19 protein-coding genes are annotated in these 19653 nt (G+C 41.8%); 14 read left to right on the top strand and 5 right to left on the bottom strand.

Annotated features, from left to right (window positions below; all coding sequences use genetic code 11):
- Positions 1-2 precede the first annotated feature (2 nt).
- Genes R0123_RS03815 through nqrF form a run of 5 tightly spaced genes read left to right on the top strand, consistent with a single transcriptional unit; the run spans position 3 to position 4521 of the window.
- Positions 3-1232, top strand: coding sequence for an NADH:ubiquinone reductase (Na(+)-transporting) subunit B (locus tag R0123_RS03815; RefSeq protein ID WP_323843154.1), 1230 nt, complete (start codon positions 3-5; stop codon positions 1230-1232).
- Positions 1216-2013 carry a Na(+)-translocating NADH-quinone reductase subunit C gene (locus R0123_RS03820; RefSeq protein WP_323843155.1) on the top strand — a complete coding sequence of 266 codons (798 nt, stop codon included), beginning with the start codon at positions 1216-1218 and terminating at the stop codon, positions 2011-2013. The genes R0123_RS03815 and R0123_RS03820 overlap by 17 nt, the downstream gene beginning before the upstream one ends.
- A 1-nt stretch (position 2014) precedes the next feature.
- Positions 2015-2671 (top strand): NADH:ubiquinone reductase (Na(+)-transporting) subunit D, encoded by a 657-nt coding sequence (locus tag R0123_RS03825; RefSeq protein ID WP_323841707.1) that lies wholly within the window; start codon positions 2015-2017, stop codon positions 2669-2671.
- The gene (gene nqrE / locus R0123_RS03830; protein ID WP_323843156.1) at positions 2671-3276 is read left to right on the top strand and encodes an NADH:ubiquinone reductase (Na(+)-transporting) subunit E; all 606 of its coding nucleotides are present in this window, start codon (positions 2671-2673) and stop codon (positions 3274-3276) included. The genes R0123_RS03825 and nqrE overlap by 1 nt, the downstream gene beginning before the upstream one ends.
- A gap of 9 nt (positions 3277-3285) precedes the next feature.
- The gene (gene nqrF / locus R0123_RS03835; RefSeq protein WP_323843157.1) at positions 3286-4521 is read left to right on the top strand and encodes an NADH:ubiquinone reductase (Na(+)-transporting) subunit F; all 1236 of its coding nucleotides are present in this window, start codon (positions 3286-3288) and stop codon (positions 4519-4521) included.
- A 301-nt stretch (positions 4522-4822) separates the two neighbouring features.
- Here nqrF and R0123_RS03840 read toward each other — a convergent pair whose 3' ends face one another.
- The gene (locus R0123_RS03840) at positions 4823-4972 is read right to left on the bottom strand and encodes a hypothetical protein (protein WP_323843246.1); all 150 of its coding nucleotides are present in this window, start codon (positions 4970-4972) and stop codon (positions 4823-4825) included.
- Positions 4923-5408 carry a peptidylprolyl isomerase gene (locus R0123_RS03845; protein WP_323841704.1) on the bottom strand — a complete coding sequence of 162 codons (486 nt, stop codon included), beginning with the start codon at positions 5406-5408 and terminating at the stop codon, positions 4923-4925. Before R0123_RS03845 ends, R0123_RS03840 begins: the two co-directional genes overlap by 50 nt.
- Before the next feature lie 193 nt (positions 5409-5601).
- Between R0123_RS03845 and R0123_RS03850 the strand changes: the two genes are divergently transcribed.
- A complete protein-coding gene (locus tag R0123_RS03850) occupies positions 5602-7368 on the top strand; it encodes a M61 family peptidase (protein ID WP_323843158.1) in 1767 nt (588 codons plus the stop codon).
- Between the two features lie 144 nt (positions 7369-7512).
- Here the strand turns inward: R0123_RS03850 and R0123_RS03855 are convergent, their stop codons facing one another.
- Positions 7513-8196 (bottom strand): pseudouridine synthase, encoded by a 684-nt coding sequence (locus R0123_RS03855; protein ID WP_323843159.1) that lies wholly within the window; start codon positions 8194-8196, stop codon positions 7513-7515.
- Between the two features lie 125 nt (positions 8197-8321).
- On the bottom strand, positions 8322-9896 hold the full coding sequence (locus R0123_RS03860; protein ID WP_323843160.1) for an OmpA family protein: 1575 nt from the start codon (positions 9894-9896) through the stop codon (positions 8322-8324).
- A gap of 522 nt (positions 9897-10418) precedes the next feature.
- Between R0123_RS03860 and R0123_RS03865 the strand changes: the two genes are divergently transcribed.
- From R0123_RS03865 to epmA, 7 genes are all read left to right on the top strand, one after another.
- On the top strand, positions 10419-11027 hold the full coding sequence (locus tag R0123_RS03865; protein WP_323843161.1) for a rhomboid family intramembrane serine protease: 609 nt from the start codon (positions 10419-10421) through the stop codon (positions 11025-11027).
- Between the two features lie 195 nt (positions 11028-11222).
- On the top strand, positions 11223-11762 hold the full coding sequence (gene purE, locus R0123_RS03870) for a 5-(carboxyamino)imidazole ribonucleotide mutase (RefSeq protein WP_323841699.1): 540 nt from the start codon (positions 11223-11225) through the stop codon (positions 11760-11762).
- 130 nt (positions 11763-11892) lie between these two features.
- Complete coding sequence (locus tag R0123_RS03875; RefSeq protein ID WP_323843162.1) at positions 11893-13014, top strand: 5-(carboxyamino)imidazole ribonucleotide synthase; 1122 nt, start codon at positions 11893-11895, stop codon at positions 13012-13014.
- 38 nt (positions 13015-13052) lie between these two features.
- Positions 13053-13553: a YaiI/YqxD family protein gene (locus R0123_RS03880; RefSeq protein ID WP_323841697.1), complete on the top strand. Its 501-nt coding sequence runs from the start codon at positions 13053-13055 to the stop codon at positions 13551-13553.
- A 108-nt stretch (positions 13554-13661) separates the two neighbouring features.
- Positions 13662-14834 carry an AI-2E family transporter gene (locus R0123_RS03885; RefSeq protein ID WP_323843163.1) on the top strand — a complete coding sequence of 391 codons (1173 nt, stop codon included), beginning with the start codon at positions 13662-13664 and terminating at the stop codon, positions 14832-14834.
- A 3-nt stretch (positions 14835-14837) separates the two neighbouring features.
- Positions 14838-15923, top strand: a complete 1086-nt coding sequence (locus tag R0123_RS03890) for a 4-phosphoerythronate dehydrogenase (protein WP_323843164.1) — start codon at positions 14838-14840, stop codon at positions 15921-15923.
- A gap of 54 nt (positions 15924-15977) precedes the next feature.
- A complete protein-coding gene (gene epmA, locus R0123_RS03895; RefSeq protein ID WP_323843165.1) occupies positions 15978-16934 on the top strand; it encodes an EF-P lysine aminoacylase EpmA in 957 nt (318 codons plus the stop codon).
- 149 nt (positions 16935-17083) lie between these two features.
- Here epmA and R0123_RS03900 read toward each other — a convergent pair whose 3' ends face one another.
- Complete coding sequence (locus tag R0123_RS03900) at positions 17084-17893, bottom strand: CoA ester lyase (RefSeq protein WP_323843166.1); 810 nt, start codon at positions 17891-17893, stop codon at positions 17084-17086.
- Positions 17894-18263: 370 nt separating this feature from the next.
- On the opposite strand from R0123_RS03900, the gene R0123_RS03905 reads away from it, so the two are divergent.
- Complete coding sequence (locus R0123_RS03905; protein WP_323843167.1) at positions 18264-19649, top strand: MATE family efflux transporter; 1386 nt, start codon at positions 18264-18266, stop codon at positions 19647-19649.
- The last annotated feature ends 4 nt before the right edge of the window (positions 19650-19653 follow it).

The raw sequence follows: 19653 nt of genomic DNA on the forward strand, positions 1-19653 counted from the left end.
CGATGAAATTCATTCACAATATCTTTGACCGTATAGAGCCGTCCTTTACCAAAGGCGGAAAATATGAAAAATATTACGCCATTTTTGAGATGTTTGACACCTTCTTCCGTCAGCCAAGCTCTCAAACTTACAGTGCCTCCCATGTCCGTGATGGCATTGACCTAAAAAGAATCATGATTACTGTATGGCTGTGCACTTTCCCTGCAATGTTTTGGGGTATGTATAATGTTGGCTTTCAGGCATTGACCTTTATTACACAATCAGGCATTACTCCTGAGGGCTGGCGTACCATCATCACCAATTCAGCAGGCTATGACCCAAACAGTATCTGGGCTTGTTTTGTCTATGGTGCAATGCAATTTTTACCGATTTATGCCGTAACCTTCGCCGTGGGTATCTTATGGGAAATCATCTTTGCGGTGGTTCGTGGTCATGAAGTGAACGAGGGATTCTTTGTAACATCAGTACTATTTGCCCTATCGCTACCACCAGACACGCCACTTTGGCAAGTTGCTCTTGGCATCAGTTTTGGTGTTGTTGTGGCAAAAGAAGTCTTTGGTGGTACAGGCAAAAACTTCCTAAACCCCGCTCTTGCAGGTCGTGCGTTCTTATACTTTGCTTATCCCGTCTCCATGTCTGGCGATGCGGTATGGACGGCCGTTGATGGTTTTTCTGGTGCAACACCACTAGGTCAGGCCGCCGCAGGCATAGCTCCTGAGCAGTTTAGCAATGCCTACGGTCAAGCCATCGGTTGGGCAGATGCATTTTTAGGTAATATGCAAGGATCCATTGGTGAAGTGTCTACTTTGGCCATCTTGATTGGTGGTGCAGTACTCATGTATACCAAAATCGCCAGCTGGCGTGTGATTGCAGGGTCTATCATCGGTCTTGTGGCAACCGCCTTCATTTTCAACATGATTGGTGGTAACAACCCAATGATGAGCCTAGCACCACATTGGCACTTAGTTATCGGCGGATTTATGTTTGGTGCGGTATTTATGGCGACCGACCCTGTATCAGCCGCCCACACCAATAAGGGTCGCTGGTGCTATGGCTTACTCATTGGCTTTATGACCGTTGTCATTCGTGTGGTAAACCCCGCTTTCCCAGAAGGCATCATGCTTGCAATCTTATTTGCCAACTTGTTCGCCCCATTGTTTGACTACTTTGTCAAACAGGCTAACATCAAACGCCAAAATGCACGGAGATTAGCTCATGTCAGCCAAAAATAGCAATATAACAACCTTAGCGACTGCTCTGATTCTGTGCTTGGTTTGCTCAGTATTGGTATCGGCCGCAGCAATTAGCATGAAACCCAAACAGCTTGCTAATATTGAACTTGACCGCAATAAAAACATTCTGATGGCAGCCAACCTATTTGACCCTGCCAAAGATGACGAAAGTCAAGTCGCCAAATTATTTGAAAATGTAGAAACCAAACTCATTGATACCAAAACAGGGCAGTTTGTCAGTGATGATGAACTAAAATCCGCAGGCATTAGTGATGTGGGTGCGTACGATGTGGAAAAAGCCAAAAAAGACACAGCAACCCAAATTGTCCTTGATAAAGACCCTGCTCAAATTGGCACGCTGCCTAAATATTTGAAAGTTTTTATCATTAATGATGAGCATGGCAAATTAAAAAATGTTGTCCTACCCATTAACGGTAATGGTCTTTGGGGGCAAATTTATGGGTTCTTAACTCTAAAATCCGACATTAATACCATCGAAGGCATTTCGTTTTATCAGCACAAAGAAACGCCAGGTTTAGGTGCTCTCATTGAAACACCAAAATGGCGTGCCACTTGGGTGGGTAAACAAGCCTATGACGGCGATAAAATTGTTACAGGTGTGGTTAAATCTGGCACCCCCAAGCCCACACCCAACTATGTAGATGGCATCACAGGAGCAACCTTGACAAGTGCTGGGGTCAATAACATGATTCAGTTTTGGTTGTCTGAGCAAGCGTATAAGCCATTTTTAGACAATCTACGCCAAAGCAAGGAGAGTTAAGATGTCTGATAACAAAAAAATTCTGATCAGTCCAATTATCCAGAATAACCCCATTGCCGTACAAGTTCTGGGCATTTGCTCTGCTCTGGCAGTAACAATTAGTATCAAAAATGCTCTTGTGATGGGCGTCGCCTTAACTTTGGTTACGGCTTTTTCTAGTTTTTTTATTTCATTACTAAGAAACAAAATCCCATCATCAATTCGTATTATTGTTCAAATGGTGGTGATTGCAAGTCTTGTTATTGTTGTAGACCAAGTACTAAAAGCAGTCGTTTACGATGTCAGTAAATCATTATCAGTATTTATTGGACTCATTATTACCAACTGTATCGTCATGGGGCGTGCCGAAGCATTTGCCATGAGTAACCCACCTGTACCAAGCTTTTTGGACGGTTTTGGCAATGGTTTGGGCTATTCGGTTCTGCTGTTTTTGGTGGCGGTGATTCGTGAATTTTTTGGTAACGGTTCACTCTTTGACATTCAAATTCTCCAAAAAGTGAGTGATGGTGGTTGGTATGTGCCAAATGGTCTATTACTACTGCCACCATCTGCATTCTTTGTGATTGCTTTATTCATCGCTCTTTTGCGTATGAAAAACAAGAATCTACAAGAGCCAGCTGAATTTGTCATCAAGCCAAACTCTAAGGGAGGACACTAATGGACTATGTGAGTTTATTCATCACCTCAGTGTTCATTCAAAACATGGCACTGGCATACTTTTTTGGTATGTGTACTTTTATTGCCGTATCCAAAAAAGTCTCAACCGCCTTAGGTCTTGGCATTGCCGTTACCTTCGTGATGGCAATTACCGTACCCCTAAACAACCTACTGTATCAATATTTGCTAAAAGATGGTGCGTTGGCGTGGGCAGGCTTTGCTGAAACTGATTTGTCATTTTTAGGATTTTTATCTTATATTGCTCTGATTGCAGCAGTAGTACAGGTCTTAGAAATGTTCATGGACAAATTCATGCCAGCACTTTATAACGCCCTAGGCATTTTTCTACCTCTGATCACAGTAAACTGCGCAATCATGGGTGGCGTGCTGTTTATGGTGGAAAGAGATTATAACTTTGCTGAGTCAGCCGTATATGGGTTTAGTTCAGGGCTTGGTTGGGCACTTGCGATTACAGCCATGGCAGGTATCCGCGAAAAGCTCAAATACTCCGATGTGCCCGCACCACTTCGTGGCATTGGCATTACCTTTATTACCGCAGGGCTTATGGCGTTAGGCTTTATGAGCTTTGGCGGTATGTCATTATAAGGGGGATTTATGGAATTTGGTTTATTATTCGGTGGCGTAGGTATGTTTGTCGCCATCATCATGAGCCTAGTAGTGGTTATCCTGATGGCTCGTGCCAAATTGGTAAACACAGGCAATGTCAATATCAATATCAACGAAAACTCCGAAAACAGCATTTCAGTTGAGGCAGGTGGTAAACTCCTGCAAACCTTAGCAGGCGAAGGAATTTTTCTATCCAGTGCCTGTGGCGGTGGTGGTTCATGCGGTCAATGTCGCTGTAAAGTCATCTCTGGTGGTGGCGATATTTTACCAACCGAAGAAAGTCATTTTACCCAAGGCGAGATTCGTGATGGTATGCGTCTGGCCTGTCAAGTGGCGGTAAAGCAAGACATGAGCATCGAGATTGACCCAGAATTCTTTGAGGTTAAAAAATGGGAATGCGAGGTCATCTCTAATGACAATGTGGCAACTTTCATCAAAGAGCTTACCCTTAAAATCCCAGAGGGTGAAGTGGTGCCGTTCCGTGCTGGTGGCTATGTACAGTTAGAAGCACCGCCTCACACTGTGCATTACAAAGATTTTGATATTGCAGAAGAATATCATCAAGATTGGGACAATTTTAACTTATGGCGTTATACTTCTACGGTTGATGAATCAGTCATTCGTGCCTATTCGATGGCAAATTATCCAGAAGAAAAAGGCATCATCAAGTTCAACATTCGTATTGCCAGCCCTCCACCTCGTGGTCCTGACAGCATTCCACCAGGCAAGATGTCCTCTTATGTATTTAGCCTAAAACCTGGTGATAAAATCACTGTATCAGGTCCTTATGGTGAATTCTTTGCCAAAGACACCAAAGCTGAGATGGTATTCATTGGTGGTGGTGCAGGCATGGCACCGATGCGTTCACATATCTTTGATCAGCTAAAACGCCTAAAATCAGATCGTAAAATCAGTTTTTGGTATGGCGCCCGCTCTAAGCGTGAGATGTTCTATGTTGAAGATTATGATGGATTGGCAGCAGAATTTCCAAATTTCACTTGGAATGTAGCACTTTCTGACCCACAGCCAGAAGATAATTGGGAAGGTTATACAGGTTTTATTCACAATGTTTTGTATGAAAACTACCTAAAAGACCACCCTGCTCCTGAAGATTGTGAGTTTTATATGTGTGGGCCTCCAGTCATGAATGCCGCAGTCATCAAAATGCTCAAAGACTTGGGTGTAGAAGATGAAAATATCTTACTTGATGATTTTGGTGGTTAATCAATCAGGTTATCACCCAAATAAAAAATTCGCTCTTGATGAGCGAATTTTTTATTTGTTTATTTTATCTATTTATGCAATGATGAATTGCCATCAAAAATACCAATACTTACTTATACACCCAAAAAAACACAAGTCAAAACACTTGTTAATAAGTAAGGGTAAATTAAATAACAAAAGCAAATCAAACAGCAGTTTACAAACACATCAATGAACACAAAATGGGATCAAACAAACCAAAAAGACTAAGCCATATCAAGTTCAAAAAAAACAGTACAGCTTAGTCGCAATCTTAGTCCTATCAAAGCCCACCAAAGTCTTTATCTTCATCTATACCGTCTAAAGCATAAAGACCGATTTGGCAAGGCAGTTTTTTTATCTTTGACAAAGATAAACCAAGATTAATGGTGATGACCGCCTGCACCATGGGCATGGCCGTGTGCGATTTCATCAGCAGTGGCTGCACGCACTTCAACGATTTCCACATCAAAGGTCAGCTCTTGGCCAGCCAATGGGTGATTTCCATCAACCACAACTTCCTCATCAGTTACCTCTTTTACAGTAACCAACATCACATGGCCATCATCGGTTTGTGATTGAAATTGCATACCCACTTCAATGTTATCCACACCTTGGAAGTTGGTACGAGGCACAGACTGCACAGCTTCTGCCAGATATTCACCATAAGCATCGCTTGGTGCAATCACTGCCACAAACTTATCGCCAGCTGACTTTCCTTCCATCTGACCTTCAAGGCCAGGAATGATGTTATGATGGCCATGTAGATATGCCAAAGGTTCACCATGAGATTGATCAAGAACCTCACCTTGATTGTTGGTCAAGGTATAGTTGAACTTAACCACAGTATCTTTTGCGATGATTGTCATAAATTTATCCTATTAAAAAGTGGATTTTTGCTACCGTGTGACGATAGACTTAAGTGCATTATAACAGACTTTGCAAGTACTTGTGTAAAAATTGCAAAAATCATGCAATTTAAATCACCTTGCTTCATACTTTGCTTTTAACCAAGACCTAAAAATGATATGATGATAATTTTTATAAAAGTAGGAAAAAATCATGAATTATGTGGTTGATTTTCATCGTTTTAACGCACATTTGGTGAATGTACTGATTGAGTTTACCGCCGACCAAGATGCACCAACCTTATGGTTACCAACTTGGGTTGCTGGCAGCTATCTGATTCGTGAGTTCAGCAAGAATATCACGCTGGTGCAGTACGAACATGATGGCAAACTTACCGATGCAATCAAGTTATCCAAAAACACTTATCAGCTTACGCACATCAAAGCCACAGAGAAGGTTGTCGTACAATATGAGGTGTATTGCCATGATTTATCTGTGCGTACCGCTTTTGTGGATAATACACGACTGTTTGGCAATTTTAGCTCATTGCTACTCATTGCCACTGGTCAAGAACAAAGCACTGCAAACATCACACTCAGCGTTCCTCATGAATTTTTCCAAAAAAATCCAAATGCCTTGCTCGCCTGCGGCTTAAAGCATAAAGTACAAAAAACAAATACTGCCATACTATATCAGCTTGAACCAGTCGCTTGTTTTGAAAGTTATGATTATCCTTTTGAAATTTCAACTCAAAATGTATTTGACTTTGAGGTCGTTGATGGCAATGGCAAAGTCATACCGCATCGTTTTTTCATCGCTGGCAAACACCATGGCGATCTGACACGCCTAAAAACCGATGTGCAAAAAATTTGCCAAACTCATGTTGATAAATGGGGTACGACACCTTTTGATGATTATACCTTCATGACAATGGTAACAGGCAACGACTATGGCGGACTTGAACACATCAATTCTACCGCACTTGTCAGCCCACGAACCAACCTGCCAACCGCTTTTGAAAGCAAGATACCAAGCGATGACTATCAAAGCTATTTGGGGCTATGTAGTCATGAATATTTTCATGCTTGGTGGGTCAAAAGTGTACGCCCTGATGTGATGATGACCTCAACCCTACAAGTTGAAGCACCCACACCACTACTTTGGGTATTTGAGGGATTCACCAGTTATGTTGATGACTTTATGCTACTACATGCTGGCGTGATTGACAAATCTACATATCTCAAATTGCTTAGCACACAAATCAATCGTTATTATCAAACCGCAGGTCGTGATTCACAAAGTGTTGCCGAATCTAGCTTTGATGCGTGGATCAAACTGTATCGTGCCGATGAAAATTATACCAACCAAGGCGTAAGCTATTATAACAAGGGTGCACTTGTCGCCCTACTTCTTGATTTGACCCTACTTAAACATTCTGATGGTAAGTACCGCCTGTTTGATGTCATTAGAGCTTTTTATCAAAAGGCATTATCCTGCAAAGATGGGCGATTTGGCATGACGCATGATAATCTGGGCGAGGTGATACAAACTTTCATTCCTGCAAAAGTTTGGCAACATTTTTTTAATAATTATGTCATCGGACGCACACCTCTACCGATTGAAGAGGTTTTGAGTGAATTTGGTGTTAATATTGACGCCAAAGATAACCTAAAGGTCTGGGGCATGACCACCGAAGATACAGCAAGCGGTCTAAAAATCAAGCATTTACTTCGAGATGGCGGTGCCAGCCATGCAGGACTGTCGGTCAATGATGTCATCATCGCCATCGACTGGCTAAAAGCCGACCAAAAAGTATTAGAAACAACCAGCAAATACCAAAACCACCACCAAAAAAGCATCACCGTTCACGCATTTCGCCGTGATGAATTGATGACTTTTGAAGTTAAAAACAACTCAAATAATCATAGACAAATCAGTCTTAGTGGTGGTAACGATGCATGGCTAGAAGATCAAGCTTAATCATTGAAAAATGTCTTGATTAATAAATCATCTTATCGGTCTTAAAACTCACCCAAAAAAAAACCAAACTTTCAACCAGTTTTTTGGAGGAGAAAAAGAAGGCGGCGAGTTTTATTTTTTATACCAAATAGAGCATGCTTGTTGCTATTGATGGATTTTCTTGGATTTGGGTAATGGCTTTTTAGTGTCCTTGCCCAATCCATCTTTTTGGGCATGCGTTTTAATCACACCAAGTTTTCGCAAATCTTGCTCACCGAGCTCAACCACCAGATGCTCTCCCACACCGATTTGCTCGTTCATATCCCCCAAGCACCATTCCCCCACCTGATGGCGAATCAACCTTAGGCATGGCAAGCCAACATGAGCCACCATACGGCGTACCTGACGGTTTTTGCCTTCAAAAATTGTGATAGAAAGCCATGCTGTTGGAATCGATTTACGCTCACGAATGGGTGGATTGCGTTCCCATACGGTGATGGGCAACGCATCAAGCAGTTTGACACGACAGGGCAAAGTTTTACCATCTTTTAGCACCACACCCCTCTCAATAGTACGGATTTGACTTTCACTTGGCATATTTTCAACCTGCACCAGATAAGTTTTGCCAAATTTCTTAGCATTACCTTTGTTGGGCGGTGTCGTGATGGCATGGTTTAAAGCACCATCATCAGTCAAGATAAGCAAGCCCTCACTATCTTTATCCAGCCTGCCAGCCACACGCAAGGTCTTATCGGTAAAAAAATCTGCCAAAGTCAGCATATTGTCATTATCTTTACGAAATTGACTATGCACGCCATAAGGCTTGTTAAATAAAATCACTTTTGTCATTATAATCATCAATAAAAAAACCAGATGATAGTTTAACATCATCTGGTCTTAATTGCTTAAATCAAGGTCATTAAATGACGGTTTAATGAATCATGATTAAAGTCAGTTTGCCATCAGTTATTCAATTATTTTTTATCTGTGGTTGTAGCTGCTTGGTTTTGTTCTGCTACAGCTTTAGTCGCTTTGCTGGTCGGTGCGTTACCGATGGCAGCAATTTGCTCGCCCTCTTTTAAGATGGTGAACTCAATGCGGCGGTTTTGGAAACGACCTTGCTCGGTGGCATTAGATGCCACTGGGTGGTCATAGCTTGCACCCTCAACACTCAAACGCTCAGCAGAAATGCCTTTAGACACCAGATAATCACGAACAGCGGCAGCACGCTCCTCAGACAAGGTCTTATTGTATTCATGAGACGCTTGGTTGTCCGTATGACCGATGATTTTTAGAGTGGCCTTTGGCAAAGCTTCCATCTTTTGGGCAGCCAAATCCAAAATTTCTTTATTTTCATTAGGAATTTCGCTTGAATCCACCGCAAAGTTAATGATTTGCATATTCAAAGCATTGACCAAGCCATCAATCGTTACCTGATTGCCCAAATTATCAATTGCCTGTTTGGCTGAGTGAATACTGCTTTCAACGGCTGCTGCCACATCAAGTTTTGGCTCAGCCTCTACGGTGAAGTCGGCAGGCACTATGCGTTTAGCGGCATCAATCAGCTTTTGAATGTCAGCTTCATTGGCAGCATTAAAACGAATCACCTTATCAACAATGCTCACACTTGAACTTGGCACGCCTTTCATCAAACCCAATAAGTCAGGCAAATATTCTGCCACTGGCATGGTATCAGCATAGCCAGATACTGTTTGCAAAGAGCATTTATCAGTACCAAACACACCAGCAATGACAGTGCGAATAGAGCCAAGTACGCCCTCAGCACCTGCCTGACCACGACATGAATATATCGCTTCGCCAGTCTCATCAACAGCAATATTCAAAGTTGCAGGCGTTGCATTGGCAACCGCCATATCAGCTGGTGTTTCAATTGCTGGCTCAGTTGGTGCAGCTACTGGTGCTGGCTTATCCTGACAACTGCGAAGTAATAACCACGCCAAACCTGCCAAAATAATCAGCCCAATGATAGGCAATAAGCTCTTTAAAAAACCGCCTTCTTTTTTCTCTTCTTTATGAAGCGTACTTACAGCAACAGGTTCAGCTTTGATAGATTGCGTACCAGTAGCGGTAGCACCAAATAAACCTGCTGGCAATAATACATAAGCCCAAGAAGGTACAAACGAACTAAATGACGATAGGTTTTGCTGTAAAAATATCGGCAATGAGATGGTGCCAGAAAGCTCTTTTAGCTCAGCCAGTGCCAGTGGAGCTGCGACAGCGGTCAGTGTGCTGGCAGTCGCAGCAGATAAATTAAACTCTTTGGCAAGCTGATCATTAAGTTTTGCGGCTTGATTGATGGTAGCACCGTCATCAAACACAGCACTAAGTACTTTGTAGCCATCATCTAAATCAAGTGTATTTAATGCTGATACACGACCAAATGCAGCAGCGTCAGTTAGGCGAGAAGCAAAAATGGCATAAAATGCCGAAAGTAACTTTGATTTAACAGCATGATCACCTTCGTGAGTGGTGGTCGCAGCCAGTACATGAGGGGTTACCAGTTCGGACAGTTTGTTGATTAAGCTCATAAGGAACTCCTTTTGTTGTCAATTAAAAATAAAAACCAAACCTTAAAAAAAATCTAAATAAATTTTACAAATTCACTTAATTCCAACGCTCAATAAAACGCCAGAATGCCTAAACTAAACATAAATATTTGCTTTTAGCCACTACTAACATAAACAGCCAAATTAAGAAAATATTTATTTAAAGAGTTTATTTAAACATAACATCATTTAAATAATTTTATAAAATTGAAAAACATTTAAATTTTTAAATTTTGTTTTATGTCGCTATTTTGACTGATTTTATTCAAATATGAAAGTCTTTGCTACAATACTTCAACAAAACATTACCAATAACTTCATAAACTTGCCATTTGCCAAATCCATTTTACCTGCTATACTTACCGCCACTTAACACACTCAACTTAGCTTTTCTTGTACTTTTTGGATTTGCCATTTACATTCAGTCATTGCACTTAGCAAAGCAAATTACGGTTTTAAGTTAAGGTTGATAAGTCAATTTTACAGCCATTTTTTTAGATATTTATGAATCATACTACCGCCATCATCATCATTACTGTCATCATCAGTCTGCTCACTTGGCAAAATCGCACCCTCATGGGGCGGTTGATTTTTAACCCAATTTCTGTCAATAAATTCAAACAATACGACCGCTTTATCACGCACGGCTTTATCCATGCTGATGGTATGCATCTGCTTTTTAATATGTTTACATTGTATTTTTTTGGGCGGGTCATTGAGCATTTTTATATCAATAAATTTGGCTCGCTTGGGTTTGTGTTGTTTTATGTGCTTGCCATCATTGTTGCCATCATACCAACCTATTTGAAACACCAAAACAATCCACGCTATTTTAGCCTTGGTGCATCAGGTGGGGTCTCGGCGGTGCTATTTGCATTTATTTTATTTTCTCCTTGGCAAACTTTATATTTCTTTGGCATCTTGCCAATTCCTGCCATCATTTTTGCAGCACTTTATACGGCATACAGTATCTATGCTGAGAGTCGAAGTGCAGGCAATACCAATCATTTAGCACATTTGTTTGGAGCAGCCTTTGGTGTGGTGGCAACCATCATCATCGAGCCTTCATTAATAATGTATTTTATCAAGGCACTACTCAGTCCAAGATTTTAGTAGCAACAGTATTGAATCATGCAGTATTAAATCATACAAACAAACGAATACAATCGTTTATTTGTGTCAGTAGCCAGCACAAAATAGCGATGATCATTTACCTTTGCTGGCTAACACCATCAAGAATAAACCATCAAAAACACTAAAATTATTTAATAAAATTTGCTATAATGTCTATATTTTAAGGATAAAATCATGTCAAACACCTTGCCACCTCCCATTTCATCGCCACAGGGCACAGCCAAAGTTGGCATCATTATGGGCAGTCAGTCTGACTGGGAAACCATGCAACACGCTGCACAAATTTTGGTAGATTTTGGCGTACCGTTTGAATGCGAAGTCGTGTCAGCACATCGCACACCAGACCGTTTATTTGACTATGCCAAATCGGCAAAATCTCGTGGGCTTGCCATCATCATCGCTGGTGCAGGTGGTGCGGCTCACTTGCCAGGTATGTGTGCTTCTCAAACCGATTTGCCAGTCCTTGGTGTACCTGTTAAGTCATCTATGCTAAGTGGCTGGGATAGCCTATTATCTATCGTTCAAATGCCCAAAGGTGTAGCGGTTGGTACATTGGCGATTGGTACAGCAGGGGCTTATAATGCAGGGCTTTTGGCAATACAGATGCTTGCCATCTATGATGACGCATTGGGACAAAAAGTTACCAAGTTTCGCACCAACCAGACCCAAAAGATTTTAGCCAGCCCGATTCCTGGTGTTGCCGATACCAACTAAATAGACAAAATCATCTTAAAAAATTATCCCAAATAAGAATAATTAAATAAGATGATTTTGCTTGGTATTTTTAAACCGCATCAACCAATTATTTTTAATTAATTTAAAAGAAGCAATAAAAGAAACAATCATGACTACACCTGCTCCCATTCGTACCATCGGAATCTTTGGCGGTGGACAATTAGGCCTAATGCTTGGCAATGCCGCTCGCCCGCTTGGCATCACAACCGTCTTTTTAGAAGATACTCCAAACTGCCCTGCCACTTTAACAGGCCAAGTATTTACCAATGTAGAATTTGATGAATTTGACAATGCGTGCGACACATTCACGCTAGAATTTGAAAATACACCATTAAGTTCTGCTAAAAAGATTGAACAAAAACATACACTTTTTCCACCATCAAAGGCACTATTCATTGCCCAAGATCGCCTAAAAGAAAAAGAGTTGTTTAATCAGCTTGATATCACTACCGTGCCATTTGTTGCGGTCAATAGTTTAGATGAGCTAAATGATGCCTGCAAAAAATTAGGACTACCATTGGTACTAAAAACCACTCGTGGCGGCTATGATGGCAAAGGTCAATTCGTCATTAAAACCGCCAGTGATATTACAGCAGCTTGGGCAGAACTTGGTGATGCAACCCAAATCGCACCACTCATCGCCGAAGGATTCATTGATTTTACACGAGAAGTGTCCATCATCGCTGTGCGTGGCAAAGATGGCGACATTCGCTACTATCCGCTTGTAGAAAATACCCACCATCAAGGCATCTTAGCCAAGACCGTCGCTCCAGCACCAAACAGTGAGAGCCTGACCAAACAGGCTCAAAATAGCATCAAAAAATTATTAGAACATCTAGACTATGTCGGCGTAATGACATTAGAGTTATTTGTAACCGACAGCGGACTCATCGCCAACGAAATTGCCCCACGCGTGCATAATTCTGGGCATTGGAGCATTGAGGGGGCGATATGTAGCCAATTTGAAAACCATATGCGTGCGGTCGCAGGTTTGCCGCTGGGCAGTACAGACATCATACAGCCATCTGTGATGCTCAATATTATTGGGCAATTTCCAAACCCTAACGATTTGCTTGCCATGCGTGGCGTGCATTTTCACCACTACCACAAAGATGAGCGGAACGGACGCAAAATCGGACACATCACCATCATGACAGGCGATGACGCATTAGATGAGACGGTAGATAAAGTAATTAAAATACTACCCAATAAGGTTGGACTGGACGGTTAAACGGTTCATAAATCAATCAATTAAAACCGTCAAAATTCATGAAAATTCTTATTGATGCAGACGCATTGCCAGTCATCGCCAAAGAGCTGATCATCAAAACTGCCAACCGTACCAAGGTGCAGGCGATATTTGTCGCCAATCAGTTCATCAAGTTGCCGCCATCGCCCCACTTGCAGATGGTTGTAGTACCACAGGGCTTTGATGTGGCAGATGACCATATTGTAGAACATACTTTGATGGGTGATTTGGTCATCACAAGTGATATTCCTCTTGCCAATGACGCACTGCAAAAGGGAGCAAAAGTTTTGACCAGTCGTGGAGAGGAATTTACTTTAAGCAACATCAAACCCAAGCTCAATGCACGAGACTTTATGGAAACTCTGCGAGGCACAGGCGTACTAGAGCCCGCCAACATGGGCGGACAAAAACCATATAGCGACAAAGATAAAATCGCCTTTGCCAATGGGCTTAATCGACTTGTCAAATCTAAAAACCTCATTTGCCATTCAAATCACCCCAGCAACACAACCTTGATATAAAAAACACAAAAAACTGCAAAAAAAACCAAGCGATTTGCTCAAAAATTTGGCATAATAAATATCAGACAGTCATACCCAACATCACACCACCAACACCAGCCCAATCCTATGTTAGAAACTTGGTCAAAAGAAGTCGTCTTACAGCGACTGCTCGCCCTAACCTTGCTTACCATCTTGATGATTTTATGTTTTCAGGTGGTAAAATTTTTTATTTCCCCTGCAATCTGGGGGGCGATATTGGCGTACATCACCTTTCCTTTATATCGGTTTTTTCATCAAAAAGTACTACTTAGCCCAACTTTAAGTGCACTCATCATGACAGTAAGTATCTCATTGATGATCGGCATACCGCTGGTGGTTGGTGTATTTTTTCTACAACAAGAAGTTGTTGCCTTTTATGGTATGGCAATTCATCGCCTACAAGCAGGCTATGTGGATTTGCCAGATAATATTAAAAATCTACCCATCGTCGGTCAGCAAATAAAAAATTTACTTTGGGAAATTAATAAAGACCCCGAAGCATCAATGATGGCAGTGCGTGCTTGGGTACAGTCGCATTTGTACTATGGGAAAATTGCCTTTGATGTTGCTTTTAAGAATCTGGCAAAACTTGGCATGGCACTCATGACCCTATTCTTTTTTTATCGTGATGGCAAAAGCCTCATGCGTCAAATTCGCCAAGCCTTACGCAACATAGTCGGCGACCGTATTGATGATTATATCAACTCAGTTGGTGCAACAACACAAGCGGTCATTTACGGCATTGGGCTAACAGCTTTGGCTCAAGCGTTACTTGCAGGTTTTGGTTATATTATGGCGGGCACACCCAACCCAATTTTATTAACCTTATTAACTTTTGTTGCCGCACTCATTCCCTTTGGCACACCCTTTGCTTGGGGAGGTGTCGCATTATGGCTGTTGTCTCAGGGTCATACCACAGAAGGCATTGGTTTATCATTATGGGGAATTTTGGTGATTAGCTGGGTGGACAATCTGATTCGCCCCATCGTCATCAGTGGTGCAACCAAAATCCCTTTCATCATTATTTTTATTGGCGTATTGGGTGGCTTAACCGCATTCGGCTTTGTTGGGCTGTTCATTGGTCCTGTGGTGCTAGCGATTGGCCTTGCGGTATGGCGTGAATGGATCAGTCAGCACAAAAATGAAATTTTTGCCAAAAAAGATGATGATCCAGTTCCAAATGATGCCAACGCAATTTCAGGCGATGCCACGCCAAAATCTATGATGAATAAAGATATATCAAACAATCTGGATGAATAAACCATGCTGACAATCATCGCTGATGAAAATATTGCCAATCTTGATGATTACATGGCATTTCACAACACAAGAATCATCAAGCTCAAAGGCCGAGACATCAATCAACAAGCCATCGATCGGTATCGCCCACACGCTTTATTCATTCGCTCAGTAACCCCCATCACAGCAGATACCATCAGCGATTTTATCAACATTCGTTTCATCGGTTCTGCCACCATCGGTACAGACCATGTTAACCAAGACCACCTCAATCAGCACGGCATTGCCTTTGCCAATGCCAAAGGGTGTAGTAGGCACTCTGTGGCTCAGTATGTCATTACCGCCATACTCAGTTTACGCCCAGAATACCAAAACAAACCTGCATCATTAGGCATAATCGGTCTTGGCAATATTGGTAGCACACTTGCCAAATACGCCAAAGACTTAGGCTGGCATATTTTGGGATACGACCCATTTTTGGCAAAATCTGATTTAAACAATAGCCAGCTTGATGATTTATTGCAAAACAGCGACATTGTTTCTATTCACACACCACTCACCAAAGGTGGTGATCATCCAACCCATCAATTATTCAGCAAAGCTTATTTATCAAAATTACAGAATAATGCCATGCTCATCAACTCAGCTCGTGGCGAAATCATTCATCAAGAAGACTTGCTGACTGCCATCACCCAAAAAAATCTGCAAGTCGTACTAGATGTCTTTCCAGACGAACCAAACATTGATAAAGTATTACTTGATCAGCTTGTCATTGCTACTCCGCACATCGCAGGCTATACGCTTGAAGGCAAGTTGCGTGGTACAGACATGATTTATCAAGCTTTTTGCCATCATTTTAATTTACCAATTTTACAACATCTAAAACCATTGCTACCACCAAATCCTCATACTTGGGCAAATTTTAAATACAGCCTTCACAATCGTCCGACCCAGTCACTCAAACAGTTTTATGACATTTGCCAAGATGACATAAATTTGCGTACAGTAGGGCCTCAAGGTGTTCATGCCATTGATTTTGACAATCTACGCAAAAACTACGCTTTACGCCGTGAGTGGGTTTTTGATGATTTAAACAGTAATGACAACTAAAAACAAAAACCAAACAACATCAACAATATTTTACAATCATCATTTGATATCATCATGAATTATCAACCACAACAAAGCCTACAACTTGCCCAACAACGGGCTAAAATGCTTGCACAAATTCGCCAATTTTTTACCAACAAGAGCATCTTAGAAGTTAATACACCCATTTTATCCAATGCTGGCAATACTGACACCTTTATTGATTCGGTTTCTGCCAATTTTCATCAAGCGGGCAAAGCAGTTACAGGCTATTTGCACACTTCGCCAGAATTTGCCATGAAGCGACTGCTTGCCACATGGCAAGTACCAATTTATCAACTGTGCCAAGTATTTCGTGATAATGAGCGTGGCTCTCGACATAATATAGAATTCACCATGCTTGAATGGTATCGTCCAAATTTTGACCTTGATGCCCTTGCTGATGAATTGGGCGAGCTGATTGGCATTATTTTTGACAAGAAAATTCAATTTAAAAGACTGACATACAAAGAGAGCTTTGCATCACTTGGCATTCACCCCTTTACAAGCAGTATTGATGAACTGCAACAATGTGCATCATCACATGACATCATGCTTGATATGGGCGACGACAGGCAAGGCTGGCTAGACTTACTTTTTAGCCACCTGATTGAGCCAAACTTGGGCAAAGACTTGCCCACACTGCTCACAGATTATCCGCCTGCAACCGCTGCTCTTGCTAAGACTGTGCATGACGATGATGGACATTTGGTTGCCAAACGATTTGAACTGTATATTGATGGTCTTGAGATTGCCAACGCTTATGACGAGCTTGCTGACGGCAAAGAGCTGTTGGCCAGATTTCATGCAGACAATGCCGAGCGTAGCAAGCTTGGCAGACCCATCATGCCAATTGACCTTAATCTGATCCATGCCTGCGACAATCTGCCTGCGTGCAGTGGCATCGCCCTTGGCATAGACAGACTATTTATGGTCAGTCAAAAATTAACCGACATCAAGCACGCCATCGCCATCACAACAGATCATGCTTAAAAATTTTCAAACACAAATTGTTTTTCAACACAAATTGTTTGGTTGTATGCCCATACTAGACCATTTATGATCATTGAATGTTGTGCCATCATTTTTGCCAATAAGTAACATACCAAAGCCTAAAAACGCATTTGACACACTGATCAGTGTCAGTCTCCGAGTAACTTTTTTGCCCATTCAATCATGGGTAAATCCACCATTTTTCCTTGTACAGAAAAAACGGCCTGTCCAGTTTGTTGGTGTGTTTTTAGTACTTGTCTGGCTAGGTTAAGTGTATCTTCATTGGGTTTGGTAGCATTTTTAACAGGGCCGATTTGCTTTGGGTGTATCAGTAGCTGTCCACCAAAGCCAAAATTTTGGGCGTATTTAGCAAAATTTGCCACGCCATCACCATCATGAAAATCCGCAAAAATCGTCTCAATCGGCGGATTTAAGCCATTGATTGCTGAATGCAACAACAAATCCATGCGAATCTTGTCGAGTACCACTTTTGCCGATGGCGTACCAAGCATCATGCCGAGCGACTTTGTTAAATCCAAACAGCCATAGGTCATGGCACAAAGTCCTTTTGCGGTGGCAATTTCACCAATATTAAGTACGCCCTTGGCAGTTTCAACAACAGCAATGATAGGCAAACCAATCGCTTGATGCAAAGCGGTGATGGACAATGCAGATTCAACCTTTGGTAACAGCACACCTTGTACATGGCATAAGTTTTTAATGAGTGATATGTCGTGAGCATAATCGGTTGTGTGTGCTGCATTGATGCGTAGCCAGTAAGGACGCTTGGTAATTTTATCAAAATCTGCCAAGTCTTGGCGTGCAAGGGCTTTTTGTGCTGATGCCACCGCATCTTCAAGGTCAATGATGACAATATCAGCACCGCCATCAAATGCCTTTTGCACCCTATCTAAGCGAATGGCAGGAACAAAAAGATAGGCTGTAAAATTTAAAATCATGATAATACCCCCTCTACAAACATCGCAAGGCCCAAAATTCAAACGCCCAATCCTAAAACGGCCATTATAGCACAACCCATCAACAGTAGAGATTATAAAGATCATCAGACCCAGTGTTTTTGATTAATCATTAAAAAATAGTACCGCCAAAATAGTTTTCATCAACCCCCTTTGGCAACATCAAAGTATAACCTTAAGATTAAGATTGTGCTTTGTTACAAGTCGGCTCAAATTTTGTGGTAAAATAAGGCAGACAAGCTGTGCAAAATTTTATGTCGTCAGGTCAGCAGCAGATTTAATATTTTTCTATTAAGCACTTAATTTTGGTGCTTAGCCGATTAGGCTTTTAATCTTTTTTTGTGAAACTTCCATGCTAGACATCGCCAAATACCCTTTTTCTACTTATAAAAAAGAGCTAAATGTCTTAATTTCTCTTGCCTTACCAATGCTTCTTGCACAAGTTGCACAAATGGGAACCAGTTTTGTTGATACGATTATGGCAGGCGGTGCTGGTAAAGGTGACTTGGCAGCAGTAGCTCTGGGCAGCAGTTTGTTTGGCACTGTATATGTCTCCTTGCTCGGCGTGATGGTAGCACTCAATCCAATGATTTCCCAACAGTACGGGGCAAAACAAACCAACCAAATTGGTGAAATGGGTCGCCAAGGCCTGTGGTATGGACTTATTACAGGCATTTTAGGAATGCTCATCATGTGGGTGGCCATCACGCCATTTAAGGCATTTTTTGATCTAAGCACACAGACTTTAAGCATCACTGAAAACTACCTATGGTTTGTTGGTCTTGCCATGCCTGCCGCCATGATTCATCGTGGACTACACGCCTATGCGTCAAGCCTTAATCGACCAAGAGCGATTATGATTGTCAGCTGGATTTGTTTTGTCATAAATATTCCACTAAATTGGGTGTTTGTGTACGGTAAATTTGGTATGCCCGCCTTGGGCGGTGCAGGCTGTGGACTTGCAACCGCCATTGTTTTTTGGCTAAATACCCTCATTCTTGCCATCTACATCGCCAAAGACCGTTATTTCAAGCCTTTTGGTTTGATGGATAAATTCAGCCCACCCAATCTAAAAACACTCATCGAAATTACACGGCTGGGTCTACCAATTGGCCTATCATTTCTGGTTGAGGTCAGTTTGTTTACCTGTATCATGTTTTTTGTGGCACGGCTCAAAGGTGATTCGTCTGGCACAACCGAAGACTATGTTGCTGCCCAACAGATCGCCATCAGCCTAACCTCGCTCATCTTCTTGTTGCCACAAAGCCTCGGCATTGCAAGCACAGTGCGTACAGGATTTTATCTGGGGCAAGGCAGACCACATCGTGCTCGTTATGCTTCTGGAGTGGCAGTTTTGAGTGGGATTTTCATGTCATTTGCAACAGCAACACTTCTTATTGGCTTGCGTTATCCACTTGCCCAGATGTATACTGACGATTTGGCGGTCATCAGCATTGCTGCGACAGTCTTATTGTTTGCCGCTGCTTTTCAATTGGCAGATGCAGTTCAATGTGTAGCAAGCAGTTCTCTGCGTGGTTACAAGGTAACCAACATACCAATGATGATTCACTTGGTGTCTTTTTGGGGCTGTGGACTCGCTCCAGGCTATCTGATGGCATTTCATTATGACATGGGAATTTATGGCTTTTGGACAGCACTTGTTGTCTCATTATCTGTTGCTGCAATTTGTCTGACTTGGTATCTTGAAAAACACAGCAAAAAAGTCATCAATATTTAAAAGC

It is taken from the genome of Moraxella sp. Pampa, assembly GCF_035181385.1.
Lineage (GTDB): Bacteria > Pseudomonadota > Gammaproteobacteria > Pseudomonadales > Moraxellaceae > Moraxella.